This window comes from Microbacterium sp. NPDC058021, assembly GCF_042885955.1.
Taxonomy (GTDB): Bacteria; Actinomycetota; Actinomycetes; order Actinomycetales; family Microbacteriaceae; genus Microbacterium.
This window is the reverse complement of sequence record NZ_JBHVRF010000002.1, coordinates 247,253-271,176: the sequence shown is the minus strand read 5'-3', so window position 1 is coordinate 271,176 and position 23,924 is coordinate 247,253. Positions and strand designations below refer to the sequence as shown.

Here is a 23,924-nt window from a genome sequence, read left to right as displayed (position 1 = left end):
GTCATCATGACCGAAACCATCACGACCGACCTCGTCAGCCTCGACGAGCCGCTCGGCGACGACAAGCAGGCGGTCATCCGCGCCCTGGCGGCCCGGGTGGCGGCGCTGGGTCGTGCGACCGATGCGGACGCCCTCGCCGCCGATGCGTGGGCGCGCGAGCAGAAAGACGAGACCGGCCTGCCCGGCGGCATCGCCATTCCGCACGCGAAGAGCGCAGCGGTCACCGAGCCGTCCCTCGCGTTCGCGCGACTGTCGCCCGGGGTCGCCTTCGGCGCGCCCGACGGCCCCGCCGACCTCGTGTTCCTCATCGCGGCACCCGCGGACGCCGCCGAAGCGCACCTCGCGGTGCTGTCCAAGCTCGCCCGCTCGCTCATGCAGGAAGACTTCACCGCGGGGCTGCGGGCAGCTGTCACCCCCGACGACGTCGTGCACATCGTGCGCCGCGCGATCGGCGAGGAGGATGCGGCGGACGCCGACGCCACCGCGGTGTCCGCCGCGCCGCAGAGCACCGCCGCCGCGCCGCAGAGCGCCGCCCCCGCGCCGCAGAGCGCCGCCCCCGCGCCTGACCTCGCCGTCGACGGCCGGCCGGCGCGCATCGTCGCGGTCACCGCCTGCGCCACCGGCATCGCGCACACCTTCATGGCCGCCGACGCGCTGACGGCCGCCGGCAAGAGCGCCGGTGTCGACCTCGTCGTCGAGCCGCAGGGCTCCAGCGGCTATAAGGCGCTGCCGAAGGACGTCATCGATCAGGCGGATGCCGTGATCTTCGCGACCGACGTGGACGTGCGTGAACCCCAGCGGTTCGCGGGCAAACCCCTCGTCCGCTCGGGCGTGAAGCGCGGCATCGAACAGCCCAACGAGATGATCCGTGAGGCGGTCGCCGCGGCGAAGGACCCCGCCGCGCAGCGCGTGACGGCTGCCGCGGGCAGCGCTGCGCCCGACTCGGCGGCCGAGCGGCCCGGCGTGGGAGCGCAGATCCAGCGCTGGCTGCTCACCGGCGTCAGCTACATGATCCCGTTCGTCGCCGGCGGCGGCCTGCTGATGGCGCTGGGCTTCCTGCTCGGCGGCTACGAGGTCAGCAACGACGCGGCATCGGTCATCATCGAGAATTCGCTGTGGCAGCTGCCTGCGGGCGGTCTGGGGCAGTATCTCGGCTCCGTCGCCTTCATGATCGGCAACACGTCGATGGCGTTCCTCGTCCCCGCCCTCGCCGGCTACATCGCGTTCGCGATCGCCGACCGCCCGGGCATCGCGCCGGGCTTCGTCGCGGGTGCCGTGGCGCTGCTCATGAACGCGGGCTTCATCGGCGGCATCGTCGGTGGTCTCATGGCCGGCGGCATCGCCTGGTGGCTGGGTCGCATGGACGCGCCGCGGTGGCTGCGCGGCCTGATGCCGGTGGTGATCATCCCGCTGGTCGCCTCGATCGTGGCATCCGGCCTCATGGTGCTCTTCCTCGGCCGCCCCATCGCGTGGCTGATGGAGCAGATGACCAACGGTCTCAACGACCTCGCCGCCACCGGCCTCATCGTCCTCGTCGGCATCATCCTCGGGCTCATGATGTGCTTCGACCTCGGCGGCCCCGTCAACAAGGTGGCGTACGCCTTCGCCGTCGCCGGTCTCGGCACCGCCTCGGCCACCAACACCACGCCGTACCTCATCATGGCCGCCGTCATGTGCGCCGGCATGGTGCCGCCGCTCGCGATGGCGCTGGCCTCCACGGTGCTGGGCCGGCAGCTGTTCACCCCGGTCGAACGTGAGAACGGAAAGGCCGCCTGGCTGCTGGGCGCGTCGTTCATCTCCGAGGGTGCGATCCCGTTCGCCGCGGCCGACCCGCTGCGCGTCATCCCGGCGTCCATGGTCGGTGGGGCCGTCACCGGCGCGCTGAGCATGCTGTTCGCCGTCGAATCCCGTGCGCCGCACGGCGGCATCTTCGTCTTCTTCGCCATCGACCCCATCTGGGGGTTCCTGGTGGCGCTGGCGGCAGGTACCGTCGTGACTGCGCTCATCGTCGTAGCCCTGAAGAAGTGGGTTGCCCCGAAAGAACTCGCCGAAGCCGAAGCGGCATCCGTCGCCCCGGTTCCGGCGACCGTCTGAGATCCCCAGGAGGACACCATGGCAGAACGTCAGGCCACCATCGCCAGCAGCTCCGGGCTGCACGCCCGCCCCGCGAAGCTCTTCGTACAGGCGGTGCAGGAGAAGGGTGTCCCGGTGACCATCGCCGTCGAGGGCGGACCCGACCTGAACGCCGGCAGCATCCTGTCGCTCATGGGCCTCGGCGCCTCGCACGGCACCGTCGTGACGCTGAAGGCCGAGGGTGACGGCTCCGAGCAGGCGCTGGACGAGCTGGTGCAGCTGCTCGAGACGGATCTCGACGCGCAGTGACACCGGTACACGCCGGATAGACGGATGCCGCGGGGCGCTGACCCCGCGGCATCCGTCGTCTTCGTCCGTGGCTCAGAGGTCGACGGCCGTGCCGGGCTCGAGATCGAGGAACTCCCCGCCGCCCTGTTCCGTCGCCCACCGCAGCCGCGCGCGCCCCATCTGCAGGCCGATGCGCGAGAGCGTCATGTCGTGAGCGGCGAAGGCGCGGCGCGGTTTGACGGCGAGCACGAAGTCCATCGCCTCGCCGATCTTCAGCCACGGCGCCCCCACGGGGGCCGCCAGGAGGCGCACGTCGGCACCCTTCGGCACGGCGTAGCTGTCGCCCGGGTAGTAGAACTCGTCGTCCACCAGCACGCCCACGTTGTCGATGACGGGGATCGACTCGTGGATGACGTTGTGGCGACCGCCGTGGAAGCTGAGGCGGAAGGGGTCCAGCGCCACGGTGTCGCCGGCCGAGACGACGGTGATGTCGTATCCCGCCGCGGCGGCCGCCACCCCGGCGGTGCCGTAGATCGGCACGTGCGGCTCGAGGGCGCGGAGGCGATCGAGGTGGTCGGGCGTCCAGTGGTCGGGGTGCTCGTGCGTGAGCACGATCCCGACCAGCCCGCGGACGTCGGTCAGGGGGAGGGTGTAGCTCCCCGGGTCGATGATGAGCGTCTTGCCGTCGCGCTCCAGGCGCAGGCACGCATGTTCGTGCTTGGTGACTCGCATGCCACGAGTCAACCCTCCGACACGCCCGGGGACAAGCAAGCGCGCCACGATTTGGCGTCGTCATGCGGGCCGTGGCATACTTTAACGGTTGTCGAAACGGCCCCATCGTATAGCGGCCTAGTACGCCGCCCTCTCACGGCGGTAACGCGGGTTCGAATCCCGCTGGGGTCACAACACCAGAAAACCCCCGGTTCACGCCGGGGGTTTTCTGCATTCCCGGAGGATTTCGCACGCGGTCCCTGGCGCCGCGTCATGCCCGACGGCATGCTGGCGGCATGTCGACGTTGCGCACGCTGGCGCGGTACGGGGCGATCGCGATCTCGATCGCCGTCCTCGTCGTGGTGCTTCTGCTGACCTCGACGGGTGCGGATGCCGCGGCGCGCGGCGTGGCGACCGGTTACGTCGCCGTCTTCGTCGTCTTCACCCTCGTGCGCATGGTGCGGGACGTCCTGCAGGGCCATGTGGGGCTGGACATCCTCGCGGTCGTCGCGATGGTGGCGACCCTCGCGGTGGGGGAGTACATCGCGTCGCTCATCATCGTGCTCATGCTCGCCGGCGGGGAGGCACTCGAGGAGTTCGCCGCGCGTCGCGCCCAGCGCGACCTCACCGCGCTGCTGGATCGCTCGCCGCGCATCGCGCACGTCATCGGCACCAGCGGCGGTGTGACCGCGCTGGAGGCGATCGGAGGTCAGGAGCACCTGCGCGACATCCCGGTGGACGACGTGGAGGTCGGCGACCTGCTGCTCGTGCGCCCGTCGGAGATCGTGCCGGTCGACGGGGTGATCGTCGGGGACACCGGTTCGTTCGACGAGTCCTCACTCACCGGTGAGAGCCTGCCGGTGACGCGTGGCGACGGGGAGGAGGTGCTCTCCGGTGCGGTCAACGGCACCCGCGCCGTGCGGATGCGGGCGGTTCGTCGCAGCGCCGACAGCCAGTATCAGCAGATCGTCGCCCTCGTGCGCGCCGCCCAGACCTCGCGGGCGCCGGTGGTGCGCCTCGCCGACCGCTTCGCCGTGCCGTTCACGGCCGTCTCGCTGGTTCTCGCGGGTACCGCATGGGCGGCCTCGGGTGATCCGACGCGCTTCGCCGAGGTGCTCGTGCTCGCCACGCCCTGTCCGCTGCTGCTGGCGGCCCCCATCGCATTCCTCGGCGGCCTGTCGCGCGCGGCCAAGGCGGGGGTCATCGTCAAGGGCGGTGCGCAGATCGAGCGACTCGCCCGCGTGCGGTCGGTGTGCTTCGACAAGACCGGCACCCTCACCGCCGGGCGGCCGGAGCTCGTGGAGGTGCTGCCGGCGGAGGGGTTCACCGCCGACGAGCTGCTGCGCCTGGCCGCGTCGGCGGAGCAGTACTCCTCGCATGTGCTCGCCGATGGCATCCGCACCGCCGCCGCCGAGCAGAAACTGCAGCTCGTGTCGGCTGACGAGGCCAGCGAGGTCGCGACCAACGGCGTGTCCGCCGTGCTCGGCGGGCGCGCGGTGATGGTGGGCAAGGTGTCGTTCATCGAGAGCGTCGTCGGCCCGGTGGCGCGTCGGCCTCTCGGACCTGGCCAGGCCGCCGCCTACGCCGCCGTCGACGGTCGGTTCGCCGGCGTGCTGGTGCTCGCCGACGCGCCCCGGGAGGAGTCGCGGGACGTCGTGGCGTGGCTGCGAGCCCACGGGGTGGAGCGTGTCGCGATGCTCACCGGCGACGCTGCCCCCACCGCCGAGGCCGTCGCGCGCGAGATCGGGGTCGACGAGGTGCACGCCGATCTGCTGCCGCCGGAGAAGGTGCACCTGGTCGCCCAGCTCGCGCCGCGCCCCACGATGATGGTCGGCGACGGCATCAACGACGCCCCGGCGCTGGCCGCCGCCGACGTCGGCGTGGCGATGGGCGCGCGGGGGGCGACCGCCGCGGGGGATGCCGCGGACGTCGTCATCACCGTCGACTCGCTCACCCGTGTCGTCGAGGCGATCACGATCGGCCGGCACACCCTGCACGTCGCGCTCACCGCGATCTGGATCGGCATCGCCCTGAGCATCGGCCTGATGATCGTGGCGATGACCGGGGTGATCCCCGCCGTCGTCGGCGCGCTCGTGCAGGAGCTCGTGGACCTGACGACGATCCTCTACGCCCTGCGCGCCCTCCGCGGCCCCGCCTCCGGCCTGCCCACCCCCTCCGTCCCCTCCGTCCCGTCCGCCCCGTCCGCCCCGTCCGTCCCCTCCGTCCGTGAGACGACAGCCGACGGCCGAGACAATGGGTGATACCCACAGTCTCGGCCGCCAGTAGTCGTCTCAGCGTCGGCGGCGCGGCGGCGCGGCGGCGGCGGCGGTGCGGGGGCGGCGCGTCAGCCGGCGGGCGGGGGAGCGGCGGCGCGGCGGCGGCGGATGCCGCGGAGTGCGAGCCACACGACGAGCCACGCGATCGCAGCGACGGCGAGCCAGGGGAGCAGGAACCCGAGGGCGATCACAATGCCGTTGAGGGTCGCGATGAGCCCGTTCCACCCGGCGACGAGCCCGTCGCCGAAGCCGGCGGGGTCGGCCTCCACCGCTTCGGTGGGGACAACGATGCTCACCGTCAGCGACGACAGCGCCACCTGCTGGTCGAGGTACTCCAGCTGCTGCTGCCACGATTCCAGCTCCGCCTGACGCTCGGCCAGCGCGCTCTCGGCCGCGATCAGGTCGGCCACCGACCCCGCCTGGCCCATCAGCTCGGTGAGGCGGGCGACGGATGCCTGCGCGGACTCGACCCGGGCGCGAAGGTCCACGGCCTGCGTGGTCACGTCCTGACGTGTGATCTGCGACGCGGTGACGTCCCCGAGCTCGTCGAGGCCGGCCATGACCGCCGGCAGCTGATCTGCGGGCACCCGCACCGTGACCCACGTCCCGGCGGCCGGATAGGGCATGATCGTCATCATGTCGCCCTGGATGACCTCGGCGCCCCCCGCTGCGCGGTCGTCCACCGCGGAGCCGTCGACGCTCAGCGACTCGACGTAGCCGCCGGCGGTTTCGGCGGCCGCGGCGACGGCATCGGCCGCGTCGCGGGCAGCCCCCGCACCGGCCGCCACCTCGAGGGTGGCGGTGGCTGTCGCGATCACTTCGCGCACCTGTCCGGTCGTCGACTCCCCGTCTGCGGCGACGTCGCCGGCAGCTCCGCGGGCGCTCTCGGGGGCCAGCTCGACGGGGCCGGACTGCAACCCGTCGAAGGCCTCGGTCGTGACGAACGCGCCGTCGCTCATCGAGTCGCTCGCGCCGGAGGGTCCGCGCACGAGCCCGCCCACGGTGGGGGCGATCACCGCGGCGACGATCACGACGGCCGCAGCCGCGCCGCCGGCCGCCCACCAGCGGCCGCGTCGTGCCCGGCGGCGCCGCGCTGCGTCGAGGTGGTCCTCCCGGGTCGCGGCGATCTCGGAGAAGACGGCGCGCTCGATGCGCGTCACCGAATCGTCACTGAGCTCGGGCAGGTCCGACGGTTCCTGGGGTTCCTGCGATCGTCCCGCCATGTCGTTCATGTGCTCTCCGTCGTGACCTCGGTCCGCAGCCGCGTTCGGATGCGGGACAGGCGATTGCGCACGACCCCGTGGCCGACGCCCAGCTGCTCGGCCGCGGCCTGGTAGGCGTAGCCTTCGGCAGCGCACAGCCGGAAGATCTGCTGGTCCAGCGGTGTCAGCTGCGCCACTGCCGCCAGGATGCGCTCGGCGAGGTCGCGGTCGATGAGCTGCTGCTCCACATCGACCGTGTCCGGCAAGTGCTCCTCGGCGGCATCCGTGGTGTGCTCGCGGTCGCGCTGCAGTCGCCGCACGCGATTGGCCGCCTGGAACCGGCAGATGGTCACGAGCCACGGCAGCAGCGAGCTGCCGACGAGGTCCAGCGTCGGGAGCTTGCGCCACGCGGCCAGGAAGGTCTCCTGCGTGACGTCTTCGGCATCCGCGGGGGTGCCCACGAGCCCGTGAGCCACCCAGTACACCGGTCGCACATAGGCGCGGTAGAGCGTGCGGAACGCGTGCTCCGACCCGCCCGCGGCGAGGGCCACGAGCGACGCATCACCCTGCTGTTCGGCCATGCGCTCCCTTTCGTCTCTCACCCGGAGAGTGTCGATCCGCGCCCGATCGTCTCACGACGGGCGGAAGCCGGTGCACTCGCCTGTATCCTTGTCCGAGCGAGAGGGAGTATCCCGTTCTCGCGCGTCCGTCATCACGGGTCCCGATCGAGCGGCCCCGGGCGCGCGCCGCAGCCTGCGGGGGAGAGACTTTCGGCCATCCACCGCACCCTCCGAAAGGCTCCCATGGGCTTCGAGATCCCCGTCTGGTTCGAGATCGGCGCATACGTCGTGCTGCTCGCGATCCTCATCGCCGATCTGCTCCTGATCGTCAAGCGGCCCCACATCCCCTCGGCCAAGGAATCGACCCTGTGGGTCGTGTTCTACGTGGCTCTGGCGATCGTGTTCGCCTTCATCCTCTTCGGCGTCACCGGCAGCGGCGACGTCACCGGCCAGTTCGTCGCCGGCTGGCTCACCGAATACAGCCTGTCGATCGACAACCTCTTCGTCTTCGTGCTGATCATGGGCCAGTTCGCCGTGCCCCGGCAGTACCAGCAGAAGGTGCTGATGGTCGGCATCATCATCGCGCTCATCCTGCGCGGGCTGTTCATCCTGCTGGGCGCCGTGATCATCGAGCAGTTCCTGCCGATCTTCTACCTCTTCGGCGCCTTCCTCATCTACACGGCCTGGAAGCAGGCGTTCCCCGGGGAAGACCACGACAGCGACGAGAAGAAGGAGAGCTTCGTCGTCCGGCTGCTGCGCAAGCGCGTCGCGATCGCCGACGAGTACGACGGTGCCAAGGTGCGCACCGTGGTCAACGGCAAGAAGATCTTCACGCCGATGATCATCGTCTTCGCCGCCATCGGCATGACCGACCTGCTGTTCGCGCTGGATTCCATCCCCGCGATCTTCGGCATCACGCAGGACCCGTTCATCGTCTTCACCGCGAACATCTTCGCCCTGATGGGCCTGCGCCAGCTGTACTTCCTGCTGGGTGGACTGCTCGATCGCCTCCGCTACCTGCACTACGGCATCGCGTTCATCCTCGCCTTCATCGGCGTGAAGCTGATCTTCCACGCCATGCACGAGAACGAGCTGCCCTTCATCAACGGCGGCGAGCACATCGAATGGGTGCCCGACATCTCCACGTGGATGTCGCTGGGCGTCATCATCGCCTCGATGACCGTCGCGACCGTCGCGAGCCTCATCGCGTCGTCCCGTGACCGCAAGGCCAAGACGCCGGAGCAGGCCGCGGCTGCCGTGGCCGAGGAGCACCTCACCCCGCCGACCGTCGAGACGCCCGACGAGCGCCCCGGCAACTGACGCGAACGGAGGCGATCCGCACGGTGCTAATGTGGGCGCGTGCGGATCGCTCTCCTTCTCCTTAGCAGCCGCGGCGAGGCCTCGTTCTGAGCCCCTCCTCGTCGCGGAGTCCGTGGCGGGCTTGATCCGGTTCGCAAGGAGAGTCACACAGTCATGAGCACAATCGCTGCCAGCATCCCCGATCGCCCGCGCACCCTCGCCGAGAAGGTGTGGGACGACCACGTCGTGGTCAAGGGCGAAGACGGTCGTCCCGACCTCATCTACATCGACCTGCACCTGGTGCACGAGGTGACGAGCCCTCAGGCCTTCGACGGTCTGCGCGCCGAGGGGCGCCCGGTGCGTCGCCTGGACCTCACGATCGCCACCGAGGACCACAACACCCCCACCCTCGCGATCGACAAGCCGATCGCCGACCTCACCAGCCGCACCCAGATCGAGACGCTGCGGCGCAACGCCGCCGAGTTCGGGGTGCGTCTGCACTCCCTCGGTGACAAGGAGCAGGGCATCGTCCACGTCGTCGGGCCGCAGTTGGGTCTGACGATGCCGGGGGTGACGGTCGTCTGCGGCGATTCGCACACCTCTACCCACGGCGCCTTCGGTGCCATGGCGTTCGGCATCGGCACGAGCGAGGTGGAGCATGTGCTGGCCACCCAGACGTTGCCGCTGAAGCCCTTCAAGACGATGGCCATCACGGTCGAAGGCGAGCTGAAGCCCGGCGTCACGGCGAAGGACATCATCCTCGCCGTCATCGCCAAGATCGGCACCAACGGCGGACAGGGCTACGTGCTCGAGTTCCGCGGCAGCGCGATCCGCGCCCTCTCCATGGAGGGGCGCATGACGATCTGCAACATGTCGATCGAAGCGGGCGCCCGCGCCGGCATGGTCGCCCCCGACGAGACGACGTTCGCCTACCTGAAGGGGCGTCCGCACGCCCCCGAGGGTCAGGACTGGGAGGATGCCGTCGCCTACTGGCGGACGCTCCCCAGCGACGAGGGCGCCGTCTACGACGCCGAGGTCTTCCTCGATGCCGACGCGCTGGAGCCCTTCGTCACGTGGGGGACGAACCCCGGCCAGGGCGTCTCGCTCAGCGACGTCGTGCCCTCGCCCGAGGACTTCGCCGACCCCAACGAGCAGGCTGCCGCCCGCCGCGCGCTGGAGTACATGGATCTCGTCCCCGGTACGCCGCTGAAGGACGTGCCGGTGGATGCCGTCTTCATGGGCTCCTGCACGAACAGCCGCATCGAGGATCTGCGTGCCTTCGCGTCGATCGTGCGCGGCCGCACCAAGGCCGACGGCGTGCGTGTCATGGTCGTCCCCGGCTCCGCTCGCGTCCGGCTCGAAGCCGAGGCCGAGGGACTGGACAAGGTCTTCGTGGACTTCGGTGCGGAGTGGCGTTTCGCCGGCTGCTCGATGTGCCTGGGCATGAACCCCGACCAGCTCGCCCCGGGGGAGCGCTGCGCCTCGACGAGCAACCGCAACTTCGAAGGTCGCCAGGGCAAGGGCGGCCGCACCCACCTGGTCTCGCCGCTCGTGGCGGCGGCCACAGCCGTGCTCGGGCGTCTCGCGAGTCCCAGTGATCTGCCGGTGCACGCCGGAGTGGAGGCCTGACATGGACAAGTTCCACACGCACACCGGCGTCGCCGCCGCGCTGACCCGCTCGGCCGTCGACACCGACCAGATCATCCCCGCCGTCTACCTCAAGCGCGTCACGAAGACGGGTTTCGAAGACGCCTTGTTCGCCAACTGGCGTCAGGATCCCGACTTCGTGCTGAACCAGCCGGCATTCGCGGGCGCGTCGGTGCTCGTCGCGGGCGCCGACTTCGGCACCGGCTCCAGCCGCGAGCACGCGGTCTGGGCGCTGCGCGACTACGGCTTCCGGGTCGTGCTGAGCCCCAAGTTCGCGGACATCTTCCGCGGAAACGCGGGCAAGCAGGGCCTCGTGACCGGCGTGATCTCCGAGAGCGACGTCGAGAAGGTGTGGGCGATCATCGCCGCGCATCCCGGCATCGAGATGACCGTCGATCTCGAGGCGCGCACCGCTCAGATCGGTGACCTCAGGCTGACGTTCGAGATCGATGATTACACTAGATGGCGCCTGCTCGAAGGTCTGGATGACATCGGGCTCACCCTGCGCGACGAAGCTGCGATCGCGCAGTTCGAAGCCCGTCGCGAGGCATGGCGCCCGCGGACCCTTCCGGTCCGATAGCAATCAAGTGAGGTCCACCGCATGAAGTCACTCCCCAGCGAGAACCGATCGGCGACCAAGGAGTCGGAAGGGCAGGCGGAGGGGCTGACGGGAGACACCATCGCGATTCGCGGTGGCCGTCCCCTCGTCGGACGCGTCGATGTCAAGGGCGCGAAGAATCTCGCCACGAAGGCCATGGTCGCCGCCCTGCTCGGCGAGTCCGTCAGCGTGCTGCGCGACGTGCCCGGCATCAGCGATGTGCAGGTCGTGCGCTCGCTCCTCGAGGTGCACGGTGTGCGCGTCGAGGACGGCGACGAGCCCGGCAGCCTCGTGCTCGACCCGAGCGACGCGAAGTCGGCCCACTTCGAGGAGATCGATGCGCACGCCGGCTCCTCGCGCATCCCGATCCTCTTCTGCGGACCGCTGCTGCATCTGCTCGGCCAGGCGTTCATCCCCGACCTCGGCGGATGCCGCATCGGCGACCGTCCCATCAACTTCCACCTCGACGCCCTCCGCCGTTTCGGCGCCGTCGTCGAGAAGCAGCCCAGCGGCATCCGCCTGTCGGCCCCTGACGGGCTGCACGGCGCGAACATCGAGCTGCCGTACCCGAGCGTGGGGGCCACCGAGCAGGTGCTGCTGACCGCGGTGCGCGCGAAGGGGACGACGGAGCTGCGCAACGCGGCCATCGAGCCCGAGATCATGGATCTCATCGGCGTGCTGCAGAAGATGGGCGCCATCATCTCCTACGAGCCGAACCGCGTCATCTTCATCGAAGGCGTCGACACACTCACCGGTTACGACCACCGCAGCATCTTCGACCGCAACGAAGCAGCCTCGTGGGCGTGCGCCGCGCTGGCCACCGACGGCGACATCTTCGTCGGCGGTGCCCGCCAGCAGGACATGCTCACGTTCCTCAACGTCTTCCGCAAGGCCGGCGGCGCGTTCGACATCGAAGAGAGCGGCATCCGCTTCTACCGCGGCGGGCCGCTCAAGCCCGTCGTCGTCGAGACCGACGTGCACCCCGGCTTCATGACCGACTGGCAGCAGCCGCTCATCGTGGCGCTGACGCAGGCGCACGGCACGTCCGTCGTGCACGAGACGGTCTACGAGAACCGGTTCGGCTTCACCGACGCGCTCGTGAAGATGGGCGCCGACATCGTCGTGCACCCCGAGGGTCTGGAAGGCGAGTACCGGCGCGTGCCGCGTCGCGCGCTGGAGCAGGCCGCCGTGATCACCGGCCCCACACCGCTCCACGGCGCCGACATCGTGGTGCCGGACCTCCGCGGCGGCTACTCGCACGTCATCGCGGCGCTGGCCGCCGACGGCGAGTCGGTCGTGCGCAACGTCGGGATCATCCGTCGCGGGTACGAGAACCTCTTCGACAAGCTGCAGGCGCTCGGCGCCGACTTCGACGTCATCGGCTGACCGTGGCCGCGTCACGAAAACGCCGCGCCTCGGCGGAGAAGCGGCGACCCAGTGTCTTCTGGCCACTGGCGGCGATCGTCGTGCCGCTGGTCAGCATCTTCGCGAAGATCGAGGTGGAGGGCGGCGAGAACCTTCCCGAGGAGGGCCCCTACGTCCTCGCTCCCAGCCACTACAGCGAAATCGACCCGCTGATCGTCGCAGTGGCGACGTGGCGGCTGGGTCGGGCGCCGAGCTTCATGGCGAAGGAGAGCCTGTTCCGCGTGCCCGTGCTCGGATGGGCGTTGCGGGCGACCGGAATGGTGCCCGTCGCGCGCGCCGGATCCGCCTCCAGTGCGAAGCAGACCATCGAGACCGCCGAGCGGCTCCTCGCCTCCGGGCGCGGTGTGATCGTCTACCCCGAGGGCACCCTCACGCGCGACCCCGATCTGTGGCCGATGCGCGGCAAGACCGGCGCCGTGCGCGTGGCGCTCGTGGGCGGGCTGCCGGTGATCCCCATGGCGACCTGGGGCGTGCAGCAGATCATGCCGCGCTACGGCAAGCTCAGCCTCTGGCCGCTGCGCAAGCGGGTGAAGGTGCTGCTCGGGCCTCCCGTGGATCTGTCGGCGTACACCGGCCGGGCCGGACATCAATCGGCACTGGTCGAGGCGACCGACGTCGTGATGGCACGCATCGCCGAGCTGACCGGCGAGCTGCGCGGCGAGACGCCCCCCGCCGAGCGGTGGAATCCGCAGGACCACGGGCAGAGGGAGACCGGACGCCTTGACTCGTAGACCCGAGACCGCACCTCCCCGCGTCGCCGTCATCGGCGCCGGCAGCTGGGGCACGACGTTCGGCAAGATCCTCGCCGACGGCGGCGCCCATGTCGTGATGTGGGCGCGTCGCCCCGAGCTCGCCCACGAGATCGAGGAGGCCAAGCGCAACAGCCAGTACCTGCCGGGGATCAACCTGCCCCGCACGATGTCGGCGACGCACCACCTGTCGGAGGCGCTCGAGGGCGCAACGCAGGTCTACCTGTCGATCCCGAGTCAGACCGCGCGCCAGAACCTCAAGGCCGTCCGTCCGCTCGTGGCGGACAGTGACGTGCCGATCGTCTCGCTCATGAAGGGCGTCGAGAAGCGCAGCGGGCTGCGCATGAGCCAGGTCATCGAGCAGGAGTTGCACTGCGACCCTGCGCGCATCGCTGTGGCATCCGGCCCGAACCTGGCGCTGGAGATCGCCCGCGAGCAGCCCACGGCGGCCGTGATCTCCTCGACCAGCCAGGAGACCGCCGAGGCCGTCGCGCGCCGCGCGCGCAACCGCTACTTCCGCACGTTCGTGAACACGGATGTGATCGGTACCGAGTTCGGCGGCGTGCTGAAGAACCTCATCGCCGTGGCCATCGGCATCGTCGACGGTGTCGGGTACGGCGAGAACACGAAGGCATCCATCATCACCCGAGGCCTGGTGGAGATGACCGACTTCGCGGTGGCGCAGGGCGCCCAGCCCGAGACGCTGCAGGGACTCGCCGGGCTCGGCGACCTCATCGCGACGTGCCAGTCGCCGCTCAGCCGCAACAACACCGCGGGGCGCCTGCTCGGACAGGGCTACAGCTACCAGGACGTCCTGAAGCAGATGGACCAGACGGCCGAGGGCCTCGGCTCCGTCGCCCCCATCCTGCAGCTCGCGCGCGACGCCGGCATCGCCATGCCGATCGCGGAGCAGGTCAAGATGGTCCTCGACGGCACCATGCATCCGCGCGACATCGCCCCGCACCTGACGACAGACGACGACCAGCCCCAGGGCGAGAGGACGCAGAATGAACAAGCCGGCGGTGGCGGTGCTCTTTGGAGGTCGCTCCAGCGAGCACTCGATCAGCTCCGCAACGGCGGGAGGCGTGCTTCGGGCGATCGACCGTGACCGTTACCGGGTGATCCCCATCGGCATCACCCGCGACGGCGCGTTCGTGCTCGAAGACGACGACCCCGACAAGTTCGCTCTCCTCGACGGACGCCTACCCGAGGTCGTCGACAACGGCACGCGCGTGCGCTGGCCCGACTCGGCCCTGACCCGTGAACTGCACGTCGTCGACGCCGACGGCACCGAACGCAGCCTCGGCGACGTGGACGTGGTCTTCCCGATCCTGCACGGCCGGTTCGGTGAGGACGGCACGATCCAGGGGATGCTGGAGCTGCTGGACCTGCCGTACGTCGGTGGCGGCGTGCTCATGTCGGCCCTCGGCATGGACAAGCACATGACCAAGAGCATCCTGCGCTCCGCGGGCGTGCCGGTGGTGCCGTGGCACCGGGTGACGCGGGCCGCCCTCGACCGCGATCGCGCGCTCTGGGACGGACGCATCCGCTCGCTCGGGCTGCCCGTGTTCGTGAAGCCCAACCGAGCGGGTTCCAGCGTCGGCGTCTCGAAGGTCGACAGCTGGGACGAGCTGGATGCCGCCCTCGACCTCGCCTTCGCCGAGGACTCCGCCGCGCTCATCGAGCAGGCCGTCGTCGGCCGCGAGATCGAGTGCGGTGTGCTTCCGGGCCGCGACGGCGCGCCCACGCGGGTGAGCCTGCCGGGAGAGATCGTCGTCACCGGCCGGGCGTTCTACGACTTCGACGCGAAGTACCTCGATGCCGCGGGGATCGAACTCGTCTGCCCGACGTCGCTGCACGACGGCGAACTCGCCGAGATGCAGCGCATCGCGGCGCGCGCCTTCGAGGCGCTCGGGGGCGAAGGGCTGTCGCGGGTCGACTTCTTCTTCACCGGCACCGAGTTCTTCGTCAACGAGGTGAACACGATGCCGGGCTTCACACCCATCTCGATGTTCCCGAAGTGCTGGATCGCGACGGGCATGAGCTACCCCGATCTCATCACCGAGCTCATCGAGCTCGCCCGCCTCTAGCGGGGCTCAGCCGAGCAGTTCGGCGGTCTCGGTGCACTGCCGGTCGCGCGGCAGGGTGTCGACGATGTACGGCGCGAGGCGGTCGAGCACATAGCTGGGCGAGACCACCTCGTTGTCGACGAACACCTCCACGGCGGGCATGCGCCCGTAGGTGGTGATCCGGTATCGCGGCGGATCGGTGTCGTCGACGATCCAGTCGACGCCGCCGATGGTGATGCACTTCGCCTCGGTGGGGCCGGGAGGCGTCACGCCGCAGCTGAAGATGATCGCCGTCGGGTCGCCCCACGCCGCGGTCGCCTGGGCATCGGTCCACCGGCGCTTCTCACCGTCGATGGAGTCCGGCAGTCGCACCGAGACGTCGGCGCAGAGCGGATTGTTCGCATCGGGTGCGGCGGTGAGGGACACCGAGGAGGTGCAGCCGGTGAGGGCGAGGGCCCCGAGAAGCGCGGCTGCGACAGCGGTGATGGTGCGGGTGCGGGACACCGTTCCAGCGTAATCGGCCCGAGCCGTGCGAGCCGCCGCGGGCGGGTACGGTGGAGCGGTGACAGACCTGCCCGACCCGACCGTGGGCGAGATCGGCGAGCACCGCATCCTGCGGCAGATCTTCGCCGCGCTCGACGGCTCGTCGCAGGCGATCGTCGGTCCCGGCGACGATGCCGCCGTGCTGGCGGCACCCGGCGGACGGGTCGTCATCACCACCGACACACTCGTGCACGGGCCGGACTTCCGGCTCGCCTGGTCGAGTCCTCTCGACCTCGGCTGGAAGTCGGCCGCGGTGAACCTGGCCGACATCGCCGCGATGGGGGCGCGCCCGGTCGCGCTGTTCGTCGCGCTGGCGATGCCCGCCGACACGCGGCTGAGCTTCGTGGGCGCGCTCGCTTCGGGGCTCAGGCAGGCGTGCGACGCGCTGGCGCCCGGTTGCGCGGTGGAAGGCGGCGACCTCACGATCTCGGACACGCTGACGATCGCGGTGACGGCCGTCGGCGTGCTCGACGGCGTGGAGCCGGTGCTGCGCTCGGGCGCGTCACCGGGCGACGTCGTGGCCCTTGCCGGTCACGCCGGTCGGGCCGCCGCCGGACTGGAGTTGCTGTTCTCCCGGTTCCGCGACGCGGACGGCGAGGCGGTCGCGGTGGCGCGGGACACGCTCGACGCGGCGGAGACCGCGGCGCTCGACGCCCAGCTGCGACCCGAGCCGCCCATCGCCCTCGGCGCCCGGGCGGCCGTGGCAGGGGCGACCGCGATGATGGACGTCTCCGACGGTCTGGCATTGGATGCGCGACGGCTGGCCGCGGCATCCGGGGTCACCCTCGCGCTGTCCGCGGGTGCCCTCGGACCCGAACCCGTCGCCGCACTCGAGGGCGGCGAGGACCATGCGCTGCTGGCGACGTTCCCGACCCTTGCGGCCGTGCCCGACGGCTTCCGCCTGCTCGGTGTCGTGCAGTCACCGGGCCCCGACGCGCTGCTCGTCGACGGCGAGGCCTACACCGGCCCCGGCGGCTGGGATCCCTACCGCGACTGGGACCGCCACGCCGGCTGAGTCGGTCAGCTCTCGATCGGGGCGGCCCACCACAGCGACGTGTCGCCGTAGCGCTTGTCGCGCAGGTGCTCGAGCCCTTCGGGCAGACGCGGCTGCGGTGAGCGACCGGCCCGTTCGATGACGATGGTGGCGTCGGGTGCCAGGTGCGGCACGAGGAGCGCCAGCGTGTCATGCAGCTCGGTCTCGCCGAGGTCGTAGGGCGGGTCGAGGAAGACGAGGTCGAACGCCGCCGACCCGGTGCGCAGGAACGCGTCGGCGCCGGCACGGTGCACGCGCCAGGCCGGGGTGCCGCCCACGGCCTTCGCGACCGCGCGTGCGTTGCGTTCCGCCGTGGCGGCGGCGCGCGGCGCCTTCTCCACGAGGTCGACGGTGGCCGCGCCGCGGCTGAGCGCCTCCAGGCCCAGCGCACCCGAGCCGGCGTAGAGGTCGAGCACGCGCGCGCCGTGCACGAGGTCGGCGGCGTCGAGCGAGCTGAACAGTGCTTCGCGCACCCGGTCGCTCGTCGGCCGGGTGCCGGCGTCGGGGACCACGAGGGTGAGGGAGCCGGCGGCGCCCGAGATGATGCGTGTCACCCTCCCACGGTACCGGCGATGCGTCGGAGCCCGTCGCCAGGTCGCACATGCTGTGCGCCACGCAGGGCGCTGTCGGGGGCGAGATCTAGACTCTCAGGCATGGTGTCGCTCGAATCGCGTCTGCAGGCTGCGGTCGGCGACAAGACCGCCGGTGCGCTCAAACGGGCGTTCGGCATGGAGACCGTCGGCGACCTGCTCGCGCACTACCCGCGCCGCTATGCCAAGCGCGGCGAGCTGACGCCCATCGACTCGCTCCCGTTGGGGGAGCAGGTCACGATCGTCGCCGAGGTCCGCTCGGCCACCGAGCGGCGCATGCGCAACCGTCCGGGGGTGATCCTGGAAGTCGTCATCAGCGATGGGCAGGGCGCGCTCGTGCTGACGTTCTTCAACCAGAAGTGGCGCGCGAACGAACTCGTCCCGGGAAGACGCGGCATCTTCTCCGGCAAAGTCGGCCTCTACAAGGGCGTGCAGCAGTTCGCGCACCCCGACTATGAACTCTTCGACGATGAGGCCCAGGGGCGTCTGCAGGCACAGACCCGCTCGACCGAGCCGGTCCCGATCTACCCGGCGACGAGCACGGTGGCCAGCTGGCAGGTGAAGAAGACCGTCGACACGGTGCTCGACATGCTCGACGAGGTGCCCGACCCACTGCCGGAGTCGTTCCGCACCGCGCTGCACCTGCTCGACGCCCGCACCGCGTTGGAGCGCATCCACCGCCCGGAGACCTTCGAGCAGATCGGCCAGGCACAGGAGACTCTCCGCACCCACGAGGCGTTCGTACTGCAGGCTGCCCTGCTGCAGCAGCGGGAGCAGGTGCGGGCGCTGTCGGCGACGTCGCGTCCCGCGGCCCGTGACGGGCTCCTCGCCCGGTTCGATGCGGCGCTGCCGTTCGCGCTCACCCCCGACCAGGAAGACGTGGGTGAGCGCATCGCCGCCGACCTCGAGGGCGCGTGGCCGATGAACCGGCTCGTGCAGGGTGAGGTCGGATCGGGCAAGACGCTCGTGGCGCTGCGTGCCATGCTGCAGGTCGCCGAGACCGGGGGACAGGCCGCCCTCATCGCCCCCACCGAGGTGCTCGCGGCCCAGCATGTGCGCTCCATCGCCCGCATGCTCGGTCCGCAGCTGGCACCCGAGCTCATGCCCACCCTGCTCACCGGGCAGCTCTCGGCCGCCGAGCGGCGCAAGGCCTCGCTGCGCGCGGCGTCGGGGCAGGCCCGCATCGTCGTGGGCACCCACGCGCTGCTGAGCGCCTCCACGACCTTCGCCGACCTCGGGCTCGTCGTCGTCGACGAGCAGCACCGGTTCGGTGTCGAGCAGCGCGAGACCCTGCGCGCCAAGGGCACGGCACCGCACGTGCTGGTGCTGACGGCCACCCCCATCCCGCGCACCGTTGCGATGACGGTGTTCGGCGACCTCGACGTCTCCACCATCCGCACCCTCCCCGCCGGGCGCGCCGGCATCTCGTCGTTCGTCGCACCGCTCGCCGAGAAGCCCGGCTGGTTCGGGCGCGTCTGGGAGCGCATCGCCGAGGAGGTCGCCGCCGGTCACCAGGCCTTCGTCGTGTGCGCCGCCATCGACGCCGAAGCGGCGGTGAAGGACGACACCGCCGACGAGCCGGCGGGCCCGTCGGAGGGGGCGCCGGAGCGCACCCGCTGGGGCGTCGTGCAGGTGCAGGAGCTGCTGTCGCGGCATCCCGCGTTCGAGCATCTGCGCGTCGCGATCCTGCACGGGCGCATGCCGGGTGACGAGAAGGACGCCATCATGCAGTCCTTCGCGCGCGGCGACCTCGATGTGCTGGTCGCGACGACCGTCATCGAGGTCGGTGTCGACGTGCCCAACGCCTCCACGATGGTCATCCTCGAAGCCGACCGGTTCGGCGTGTCCCAGCTGCACCAGCTGCGCGGCCGCGTCGGACGCGGCGCCGTGCCGGGCCTGTGCCTGCTGGTCACCGAGGCCCCCATCGGCACCCCGGCGCGGGAGCGCGTCGAGGCGGTCGCGGCGACCACCGACGGGTTCGACCTCGCCGAGGTCGACCTCGAGCTGCGTGGTGAAGGAGACGTCTTGGGGGACGCGCAGTCCGGCGCCCGGTCGTCGCTGCGTCTCCTGCGGGTGGTGAAGGATGCCGAGCTCATCGCCATCGCCCGTCAGGAGGCGGAACGGGTGATCGCGGCCGATCCCACGCTCGCCGATCACCCGGGCCTCGCGGCATCCATCGACCGCCGGCTCGGCGTCGAGGAGCGCGCCGCACTCGCCAAGAACTGAGCGCGCGCGTCGTCGGAGCGCGGGCCGCGGCCCCGATACGCTGGGGGACATGAACCCTCGGATCGCCGTTGTTCCCGGTTCGTTCGACCCGCCGACCCTCGGACACCTCGATGTGATCCGTCGCGCCGCCGCGCTGTACGACCAACTCCACGTGCTGGTGGTGCACAACCCCGGCAAGGAGGCGATGCTCCCCATCGCCCAGCGCCTGACACTGCTGGAGCAGTCGATCGCCGAGGCCGAGGTCGCAGGCGACATCGTCGTCGCCTCGTGGAGCATGGGCCTGCTCGTGGACTACGCCACCGACGTGGGGGCGGGGGTTCTCGTGAAGGGCATCCGCTCACAGGTCGACGTCGCGTACGAGACGCCCATGGCCATCGTCAACCGGCACCTCGCCCACGTGGAGACGGTCTTCCTGCTCCCCGACCCCGCGCACGCGCTCGTATCGAGCTCGCTCGTGCGGCAGGTCGCCTCGCTCGGCGGAGATGTGGCACCCTTCGTCCCCGCCCCGGTTGCCCGCTTCCTCGACACCGGCGCGCGCGACATCTGAGCCGGCACCCGCTCCAGGGCGGGTACGATTGATGACCGTGGTGAGAAAGCGTGTCAGCGGTCCTTTCGTGTTTCCCGCGCGCGATATCGTGCACCGTGCCGGGGAGATGCGCGAGTTCTTCGTCGACGCTCCCGCAGGGGAGCGCTGGGGCGAAGGACTCGTGGCGGTGGAGCAGGGTGAGCCCATCCACCTCGACGTGCGCCTCGAGTCGGTGCACGAGGGCATCCTCGTCACCGGTCAGGCCGAGACGATCTACCGCGGCATCTGCGGTCGTTGCCTCACCGACATCGCCCAGCCCGTCGAAGTCGAGTTTCAGGAGCTCTTCGGTTATCCTGGGGAGGAAGCGACTGACTTCGAACTCCAGGACGACCATGTCGACACGGGGCCTCTGGTCAGGGACACCATCGTTCTGTCGCTTCCGTTCCAGCCGGTATGTCAGCCGGATTGCCCCGGGCTCGACCCGAACACAGGTGAGAGGCTGACTTCGGAAGCGGCGCAAGAGCCCCGCGAACCCGTCGATCCGCGCTGGGCGTCCCTGAAGACCTTTACCAATGACGACGACGTCGTGGCCACCCGCCACGACGCCGAGACCAAAGAAGAGAGCTAGCCATGGCAGGCAACCCCCCGAAGCGCAAGGTTTCGCGTTCCAACACCCGCTCGCGCCGCGCGCAGTGGAAGGCGGCGCCCATCGCGCTGGTGAAGACCATCGAGAACGGCGAGGTCGTCTACAGCCGTCCCCACCAGGCCAAGGTTGTCACCGACTCGCAGGGCACCGAGCTGTTCCTGGAGTACAAGGGCCGCAAGGTCGCGGACGTCTGATCCGCGACAGGCGGACGACGGCGTGACAGACGTCTCGCACGAGCGTGCAACGCTCGTGGACAAGCTCGGGGTCGATATCGACCCCGAGCTTCTGTCGCTTGCCCTGACGCACCGCTCGTATGCGTACGAGGCAGGTGGCATCCCACACAACGAGCGCCTGGAGTTCCTCGGCGACTCGGTGCTGGGCCAGGCGGTGACGGTGCGCCTTTTCACGGTGCACCCCGATCTCGACGAGGGCGAACTGGCCAAGCGCCGGGCGAGCGTGGTCTCGACGGTCGCGCTGGCGGAGGTGGCACGCGGCATCGGGCTGGGGCAGTATCTGCTGCTCGGCCGCGGTGAGCAGCAGACCGGCGGCCGCGACAAGGACTCGATCCTCGCCGACACCATGGAAGCGGTGATCGGCGCGACGTATCTTTCCGCCGGTCCCGACGCCGCCACCTCGCTCGTGCTGCGCCTGGTGGAGCCGCTCCTCCAGGACCCGGAGCGCTACGGCGCGGCGATGGACCCGAAGACGAGCCTGCAGGAGCTCGCGGCGCGCAACTCCTTCAGCCCGCCGGCCTACGCCATCGAGGCGACCGGCCCCGACCACGACCGTGTGTTCACCGCGACGGTCACCGTCGGTGACTTCACCGCCGCCGGTTCTGGGTCGAGTAAGAAGCAGGCCGAGATGGCTGCCGCGCTGACGGCGTGGCGCGAACTCAGCGCCCGTGCCTGAGCTGCCCGAAGTCGAGGTCGTCCGCGCCGGCCTCGCGCCCGCCGTGACCGGTGCACGCCTCGCGGGCGTGACGGTGCTCGACGACCGCGCCCTCACCCGGCACCCCGGCGACGCGGCATCCTTCGAGTCCGCCCTCACCGGGCGCACCGTGACCGGGGCTGCCCGACGCGGCAAGTTCCTGTGGCTCCCGCTCGACGGAGACGAGGAGGCGGTCGTGGCGCATCTCGGGATGAGCGGGCAGATGCTGCTGCGTCCCCCAGGGGCACCGGCCGAGCGGCACGAGCGCGTGCGCATCGACCTCGAGCACCCCGCACACGGCGAGCTCGCCGTCGTCTTCGCCGACCAGCGCACATTCGGCTCGCTCGCCCTTGATCGCCTCGAGCCCACGCCCGACCACGCGCCGGGCGGCTGGGGGACGGATGCGGCGACCGTGCCGAGCCAGGTGTCGCACATCGCGCGCGATCCGCTGGACCCCGCCTTCCGCGACGATCTCTTCGGTGCTGCGCTCGGCCGTAAGGCATCGGCGGTGAAACGGGTGCTGCTGGACCAGACAGTGCTCAGCGGTGTCGGCAACATCTACGCCGATGAGGCCCTGTGGGCGGCACACATCCACCCGGAGACCCCCGCTGCGGCGCTGTCGACACGGGCCGTGCGGACCCTGCTCACCGAGATCCGTGCCGTGCTGGAGAAGGCCCTCGCTGAAGGCGGCACGAGCTTCGACGCCCAGTACGTCAACGTCAACGGCCAGGCCGGCTACTTCGCGCACTCGCTCAACGCCTACGGGCGCACCGGTCAGCCGTGCCCACGCTGCGGCGCGCCGATCGTGCGGGTGTCGTTCACCAATCGCTCCAGCCACTTCTGCCCGAAATGCCAGAAGCCGGCCCGGCCACGGCGTTGAGCCGCAGCCGGACCGCACTCAGTCGGCGAGCACCTTCTTCCACGCGCCCTCGTAGGCGACCGGTTCGAAGCCGAGGGCCTCGTTGATGTCGAGCATGGGCCGGTTCTCCTCGGCGTTGTAAGTCACCACGCGCGGCGTCTCTGGCATCAGCCGATGCCAGGTGAGCAGACCTTCGGCCTTCACGAGCGCACCGAGGCGGTGACCGCGGTGCTCCTTGAGCACGAGGGTGTCCTCCTGCTGCGTCGCCGCGGCGGGGTCGGATCCGAGCGCCAGTTCGTTGAACGCGCACAGCTCGCCGGTGGCGATGTGCTGCGCCGCGGTCACGAGCAGCCGCCGCCCGCCGTCGAGGTACAGCGCGTCGTGCCGGGCGACCCGGGCGGCATCCCAGGTCTCCTCGTCGAACTCGAGAGCCGCTGCGGGGGCATCGGTCGACATGCGCGACTTCATCCACGCATACCCCTCGACGTACTCCGGCGGAGTGGGCGCCTCCCACTGCACGACGCGGTAGTCGGCGGCCGCTGCCCGCGCCACGGCCAGCACGCGATCGATGCGATCCAGCGGCGCCGTGAGATCCAGAGCGCTGTTGCGCGCGATCTGCTCGAGGGCGTGGCCGTGGCGCAGATAGAACCGCGCCGCGTGATCCTCGGGGATGGTCCCGAAACCGGTCGGTGGCGTCAGCTGCGGGCCGTCGACGGCGGGATGCAGCGCCCATGATTGCAGCACGGTGCGACCGTGCTCCCGGGCGGTCTGCTCGACGAGCCGGTAGGCGGCGCTGCCGATACCGCCTCCCCACGCGTCCTTCCGCAGCTCGATGAGCCAGAAGGCGGTCTTCGATCCCTCTTCGAGAGGGATGTCCACGCCGACGCGGCCGACGATCACCCCATCGACGATGGCGAGCCAGACATGGCGCACCTCGTACGGGTCGGGCTGATAGTGCGGGAGCAGCTCCGCGGCGGAGAGGGTGTCGTCGTCGTGGCCCGAGATCTCGCGGTACGCGATGTTGCGCACCCGCACCATCTCGATGAAGTCGTCGGCGTCGGGCGCGTCGATCGTGGTGGGGACGACGAGCGGGCGGAATTCGACGTCGAGTGCAGTGGCGCTCATGAGGGTGTTCCTTCGTTCGGGTGCGGTGTCCGGAGCCGGGGCGGCTCCGGACACCGCGAGGTGATCACAGCCGACGCGAGTTGTGCGCCAGCGACAGCCAGGCGGCTTCGCGGTCGCGCCGCTCGGCGTCGGCTCGGTGCTTCAGCGCCCGGGCACCGTCATCGGTGCTGAGCGGAGGGCGGGTGCTCCACAGGAGCAGGGCGAGCGCGACGCGCATGGCGACCCGATCGACCAGGGAGGTGCGCGGGGTGCGTCCCCGAAGCAGCGAATCGGGCAGGCCCGATTGGCGCTGCGGCGCAGAGGTGGTGTGCATGATCTTCTCTCCAGCGAGATGGATGCCGTCGATCGACGGCGGGATGCCGTGCCGCAGCACGGACGAAGGGATGCCGTGATCGGACACGGCGCGCAGAGGCGGAGCGGGGCAGCGGTCTCAGATGACGCGGCCGGGAGGTGTCATGCCCGGTGGGCGCAGAGCTCTCCTGTGCTGCGGCTCAGCCGGCGGTGGGAACGGACGCGTTCCAGGTCAGCCCGAAGGAGACGGTCGCCGCAGCA

Annotated in this window: 24 protein-coding genes and 1 tRNA gene; 18 read left to right on the top strand and 7 right to left on the bottom strand. The window is 70.6% G+C overall.

The genetic code is table 11. The features are described 5' to 3' along the window. Nucleotides 1–6: 6 nt before the first annotated feature. Together ACFVR6_RS04795 and ACFVR6_RS04790 are read left to right on the top strand one after the other, a co-directional pair. Entirely contained in the window at nucleotides 7–2,094 is a 2,088-nt protein-coding gene (locus tag ACFVR6_RS04795) for a PTS fructose transporter subunit IIABC (protein ID WP_386959337.1), read from the top strand. Between the two features lie 18 nt (nucleotides 2,095–2,112). Then, nucleotides 2,113–2,382 (top strand): HPr family phosphocarrier protein, encoded by a 270-nt coding sequence (locus tag ACFVR6_RS04790; protein WP_386959336.1) that lies wholly within the window; start codon nucleotides 2,113–2,115, stop codon nucleotides 2,380–2,382. Nucleotides 2,383–2,454: 72 nt separating this feature from the next. Here the strand turns inward: ACFVR6_RS04790 and ACFVR6_RS04785 are convergent, their stop codons facing one another. Further along, the gene (locus ACFVR6_RS04785; RefSeq protein ID WP_386959334.1) at nucleotides 2,455–3,093 is read right to left on the bottom strand and encodes an MBL fold metallo-hydrolase; all 639 of its coding nucleotides are present in this window, start codon (nucleotides 3,091–3,093) and stop codon (nucleotides 2,455–2,457) included. Between the two features lie 98 nt (nucleotides 3,094–3,191). Here ACFVR6_RS04785 and ACFVR6_RS04780 point away from each other — a divergent pair. After that, nucleotides 3,192–3,264 (top strand) — tRNA-Glu (locus ACFVR6_RS04780). Between the two features lie 104 nt (nucleotides 3,265–3,368). Beyond that, nucleotides 3,369–5,333, top strand: coding sequence for a heavy metal translocating P-type ATPase (locus tag ACFVR6_RS04775; protein WP_386959332.1), 1,965 nt, complete (start codon nucleotides 3,369–3,371; stop codon nucleotides 5,331–5,333). An 83-nt stretch (nucleotides 5,334–5,416) separates the two neighbouring features. Here the strand turns inward: ACFVR6_RS04775 and ACFVR6_RS04770 are convergent, their stop codons facing one another. Beyond that, entirely contained in the window at nucleotides 5,417–6,580 is a 1,164-nt protein-coding gene (locus tag ACFVR6_RS04770) for a DUF4349 domain-containing protein (RefSeq protein WP_386959330.1), read from the bottom strand. After that, complete coding sequence (locus ACFVR6_RS04765) at nucleotides 6,577–7,131, bottom strand: RNA polymerase sigma factor (protein ID WP_386960257.1); 555 nt, start codon at nucleotides 7,129–7,131, stop codon at nucleotides 6,577–6,579. Before ACFVR6_RS04765 ends, ACFVR6_RS04770 begins: the two co-directional genes overlap by 4 nt. 222 nt (nucleotides 7,132–7,353) lie before the next feature. On the opposite strand from ACFVR6_RS04765, the gene ACFVR6_RS04760 reads away from it, so the two are divergent. The 7 genes from ACFVR6_RS04760 to ACFVR6_RS04730 all read left to right on the top strand — a co-directional run bounded on the left by ACFVR6_RS04760 (nucleotide 7,354) and on the right by ACFVR6_RS04730 (nucleotide 14,918). After that, nucleotides 7,354–8,430, top strand: coding sequence for a TerC/Alx family metal homeostasis membrane protein (locus ACFVR6_RS04760; RefSeq protein ID WP_386959328.1), 1,077 nt, complete (start codon nucleotides 7,354–7,356; stop codon nucleotides 8,428–8,430). A gap of 153 nt (nucleotides 8,431–8,583) precedes the next feature. Next, nucleotides 8,584–10,038 carry a 3-isopropylmalate dehydratase large subunit gene (gene leuC / locus ACFVR6_RS04755; RefSeq protein WP_386959326.1) on the top strand — a complete coding sequence of 485 codons (1,455 nt, stop codon included), beginning with the start codon at nucleotides 8,584–8,586 and terminating at the stop codon, nucleotides 10,036–10,038. 1 nt (nucleotide 10,039) lies between these two features. Continuing rightward, nucleotides 10,040–10,636, top strand: a complete 597-nt coding sequence (gene leuD / locus ACFVR6_RS04750; RefSeq protein ID WP_386959324.1) for a 3-isopropylmalate dehydratase small subunit — start codon at nucleotides 10,040–10,042, stop codon at nucleotides 10,634–10,636. A gap of 21 nt (nucleotides 10,637–10,657) precedes the next feature. After that, a complete protein-coding gene (murA, locus tag ACFVR6_RS04745; protein WP_386959322.1) occupies nucleotides 10,658–12,040 on the top strand; it encodes a UDP-N-acetylglucosamine 1-carboxyvinyltransferase in 1,383 nt (460 codons plus the stop codon). Continuing rightward, nucleotides 12,037–12,810, top strand: coding sequence for a lysophospholipid acyltransferase family protein (locus ACFVR6_RS04740; protein ID WP_386960254.1), 774 nt, complete (start codon nucleotides 12,037–12,039; stop codon nucleotides 12,808–12,810). The genes murA and ACFVR6_RS04740 overlap by 4 nt, the downstream gene beginning before the upstream one ends. Further along, nucleotides 12,800–13,936 (top strand): NAD(P)H-dependent glycerol-3-phosphate dehydrogenase, encoded by a 1,137-nt coding sequence (locus ACFVR6_RS04735; RefSeq protein WP_386959320.1) that lies wholly within the window; start codon nucleotides 12,800–12,802, stop codon nucleotides 13,934–13,936. The genes ACFVR6_RS04740 and ACFVR6_RS04735 overlap by 11 nt, the downstream gene beginning before the upstream one ends. Next, nucleotides 13,836–14,918, top strand: a complete 1,083-nt coding sequence (locus ACFVR6_RS04730) for a D-alanine--D-alanine ligase family protein (protein ID WP_386959318.1) — start codon at nucleotides 13,836–13,838, stop codon at nucleotides 14,916–14,918. Before ACFVR6_RS04735 ends, ACFVR6_RS04730 begins: the two co-directional genes overlap by 101 nt. Nucleotides 14,919–14,924: 6 nt before the next feature. On the opposite strand, the gene ACFVR6_RS04725 is transcribed toward ACFVR6_RS04730, so the two are convergent. Beyond that, nucleotides 14,925–15,401, bottom strand: a complete 477-nt coding sequence (locus ACFVR6_RS04725) for a DUF3515 family protein (protein ID WP_386959316.1) — start codon at nucleotides 15,399–15,401, stop codon at nucleotides 14,925–14,927. A 58-nt stretch (nucleotides 15,402–15,459) separates the two neighbouring features. Between ACFVR6_RS04725 and thiL the strand changes: the two genes are divergently transcribed. Then, on the top strand, nucleotides 15,460–16,455 hold the full coding sequence (thiL, locus tag ACFVR6_RS04720; RefSeq protein ID WP_386959314.1) for a thiamine-phosphate kinase: 996 nt from the start codon (nucleotides 15,460–15,462) through the stop codon (nucleotides 16,453–16,455). Between the two features lie 5 nt (nucleotides 16,456–16,460). Here the strand turns inward: thiL and rsmD are convergent, their stop codons facing one another. Continuing rightward, a complete protein-coding gene (gene rsmD / locus ACFVR6_RS04715; RefSeq protein ID WP_386959312.1) occupies nucleotides 16,461–17,027 on the bottom strand; it encodes a 16S rRNA (guanine(966)-N(2))-methyltransferase RsmD in 567 nt (188 codons plus the stop codon). A 99-nt stretch (nucleotides 17,028–17,126) separates the two neighbouring features. Here rsmD and ACFVR6_RS04710 point away from each other — a divergent pair, with 99 nt between their 5' ends. From ACFVR6_RS04710 to mutM, 6 genes are read left to right on the top strand one after another with little or no spacing between them, the layout of a single operon-like run. Next, nucleotides 17,127–19,289 (top strand): ATP-dependent DNA helicase RecG, encoded by a 2,163-nt coding sequence (locus ACFVR6_RS04710; RefSeq protein WP_386959310.1) that lies wholly within the window; start codon nucleotides 17,127–17,129, stop codon nucleotides 19,287–19,289. A gap of 49 nt (nucleotides 19,290–19,338) precedes the next feature. Continuing rightward, nucleotides 19,339–19,836: a pantetheine-phosphate adenylyltransferase gene (gene coaD, locus ACFVR6_RS04705; RefSeq protein ID WP_386959308.1), complete on the top strand. Its 498-nt coding sequence runs from the start codon at nucleotides 19,339–19,341 to the stop codon at nucleotides 19,834–19,836. Nucleotides 19,837–19,867: 31 nt separating this feature from the next. Then, entirely contained in the window at nucleotides 19,868–20,443 is a 576-nt protein-coding gene (locus ACFVR6_RS04700; RefSeq protein ID WP_386959306.1) for a YceD family protein, read from the top strand. Between the two features lie 2 nt (nucleotides 20,444–20,445). Next, the gene (gene rpmF / locus ACFVR6_RS04695) at nucleotides 20,446–20,655 is read left to right on the top strand and encodes a 50S ribosomal protein L32 (protein WP_191717661.1); all 210 of its coding nucleotides are present in this window, start codon (nucleotides 20,446–20,448) and stop codon (nucleotides 20,653–20,655) included. Nucleotides 20,656–20,677: 22 nt separating this feature from the next. Continuing rightward, on the top strand, nucleotides 20,678–21,370 hold the full coding sequence (rnc, locus tag ACFVR6_RS04690) for a ribonuclease III (protein ID WP_386959303.1): 693 nt from the start codon (nucleotides 20,678–20,680) through the stop codon (nucleotides 21,368–21,370). Next, nucleotides 21,363–22,268, top strand: coding sequence for a bifunctional DNA-formamidopyrimidine glycosylase/DNA-(apurinic or apyrimidinic site) lyase (gene mutM, locus ACFVR6_RS04685; protein WP_386959301.1), 906 nt, complete (start codon nucleotides 21,363–21,365; stop codon nucleotides 22,266–22,268). The genes rnc and mutM overlap by 8 nt, the downstream gene beginning before the upstream one ends. A gap of 18 nt (nucleotides 22,269–22,286) precedes the next feature. On the opposite strand, the gene ACFVR6_RS04680 is transcribed toward mutM, so the two are convergent. Both ACFVR6_RS04680 and ACFVR6_RS04675 read right to left on the bottom strand, forming a co-directional pair. Then, nucleotides 22,287–23,372 (bottom strand): GNAT family N-acetyltransferase, encoded by a 1,086-nt coding sequence (locus tag ACFVR6_RS04680; RefSeq protein ID WP_386959299.1) that lies wholly within the window; start codon nucleotides 23,370–23,372, stop codon nucleotides 22,287–22,289. 64 nt (nucleotides 23,373–23,436) lie between these two features. Next, a complete protein-coding gene (locus ACFVR6_RS04675; protein WP_386959297.1) occupies nucleotides 23,437–23,772 on the bottom strand; it encodes a hypothetical protein in 336 nt (111 codons plus the stop codon). Between the last annotated feature and the right edge of the window lie 152 nt (nucleotides 23,773–23,924).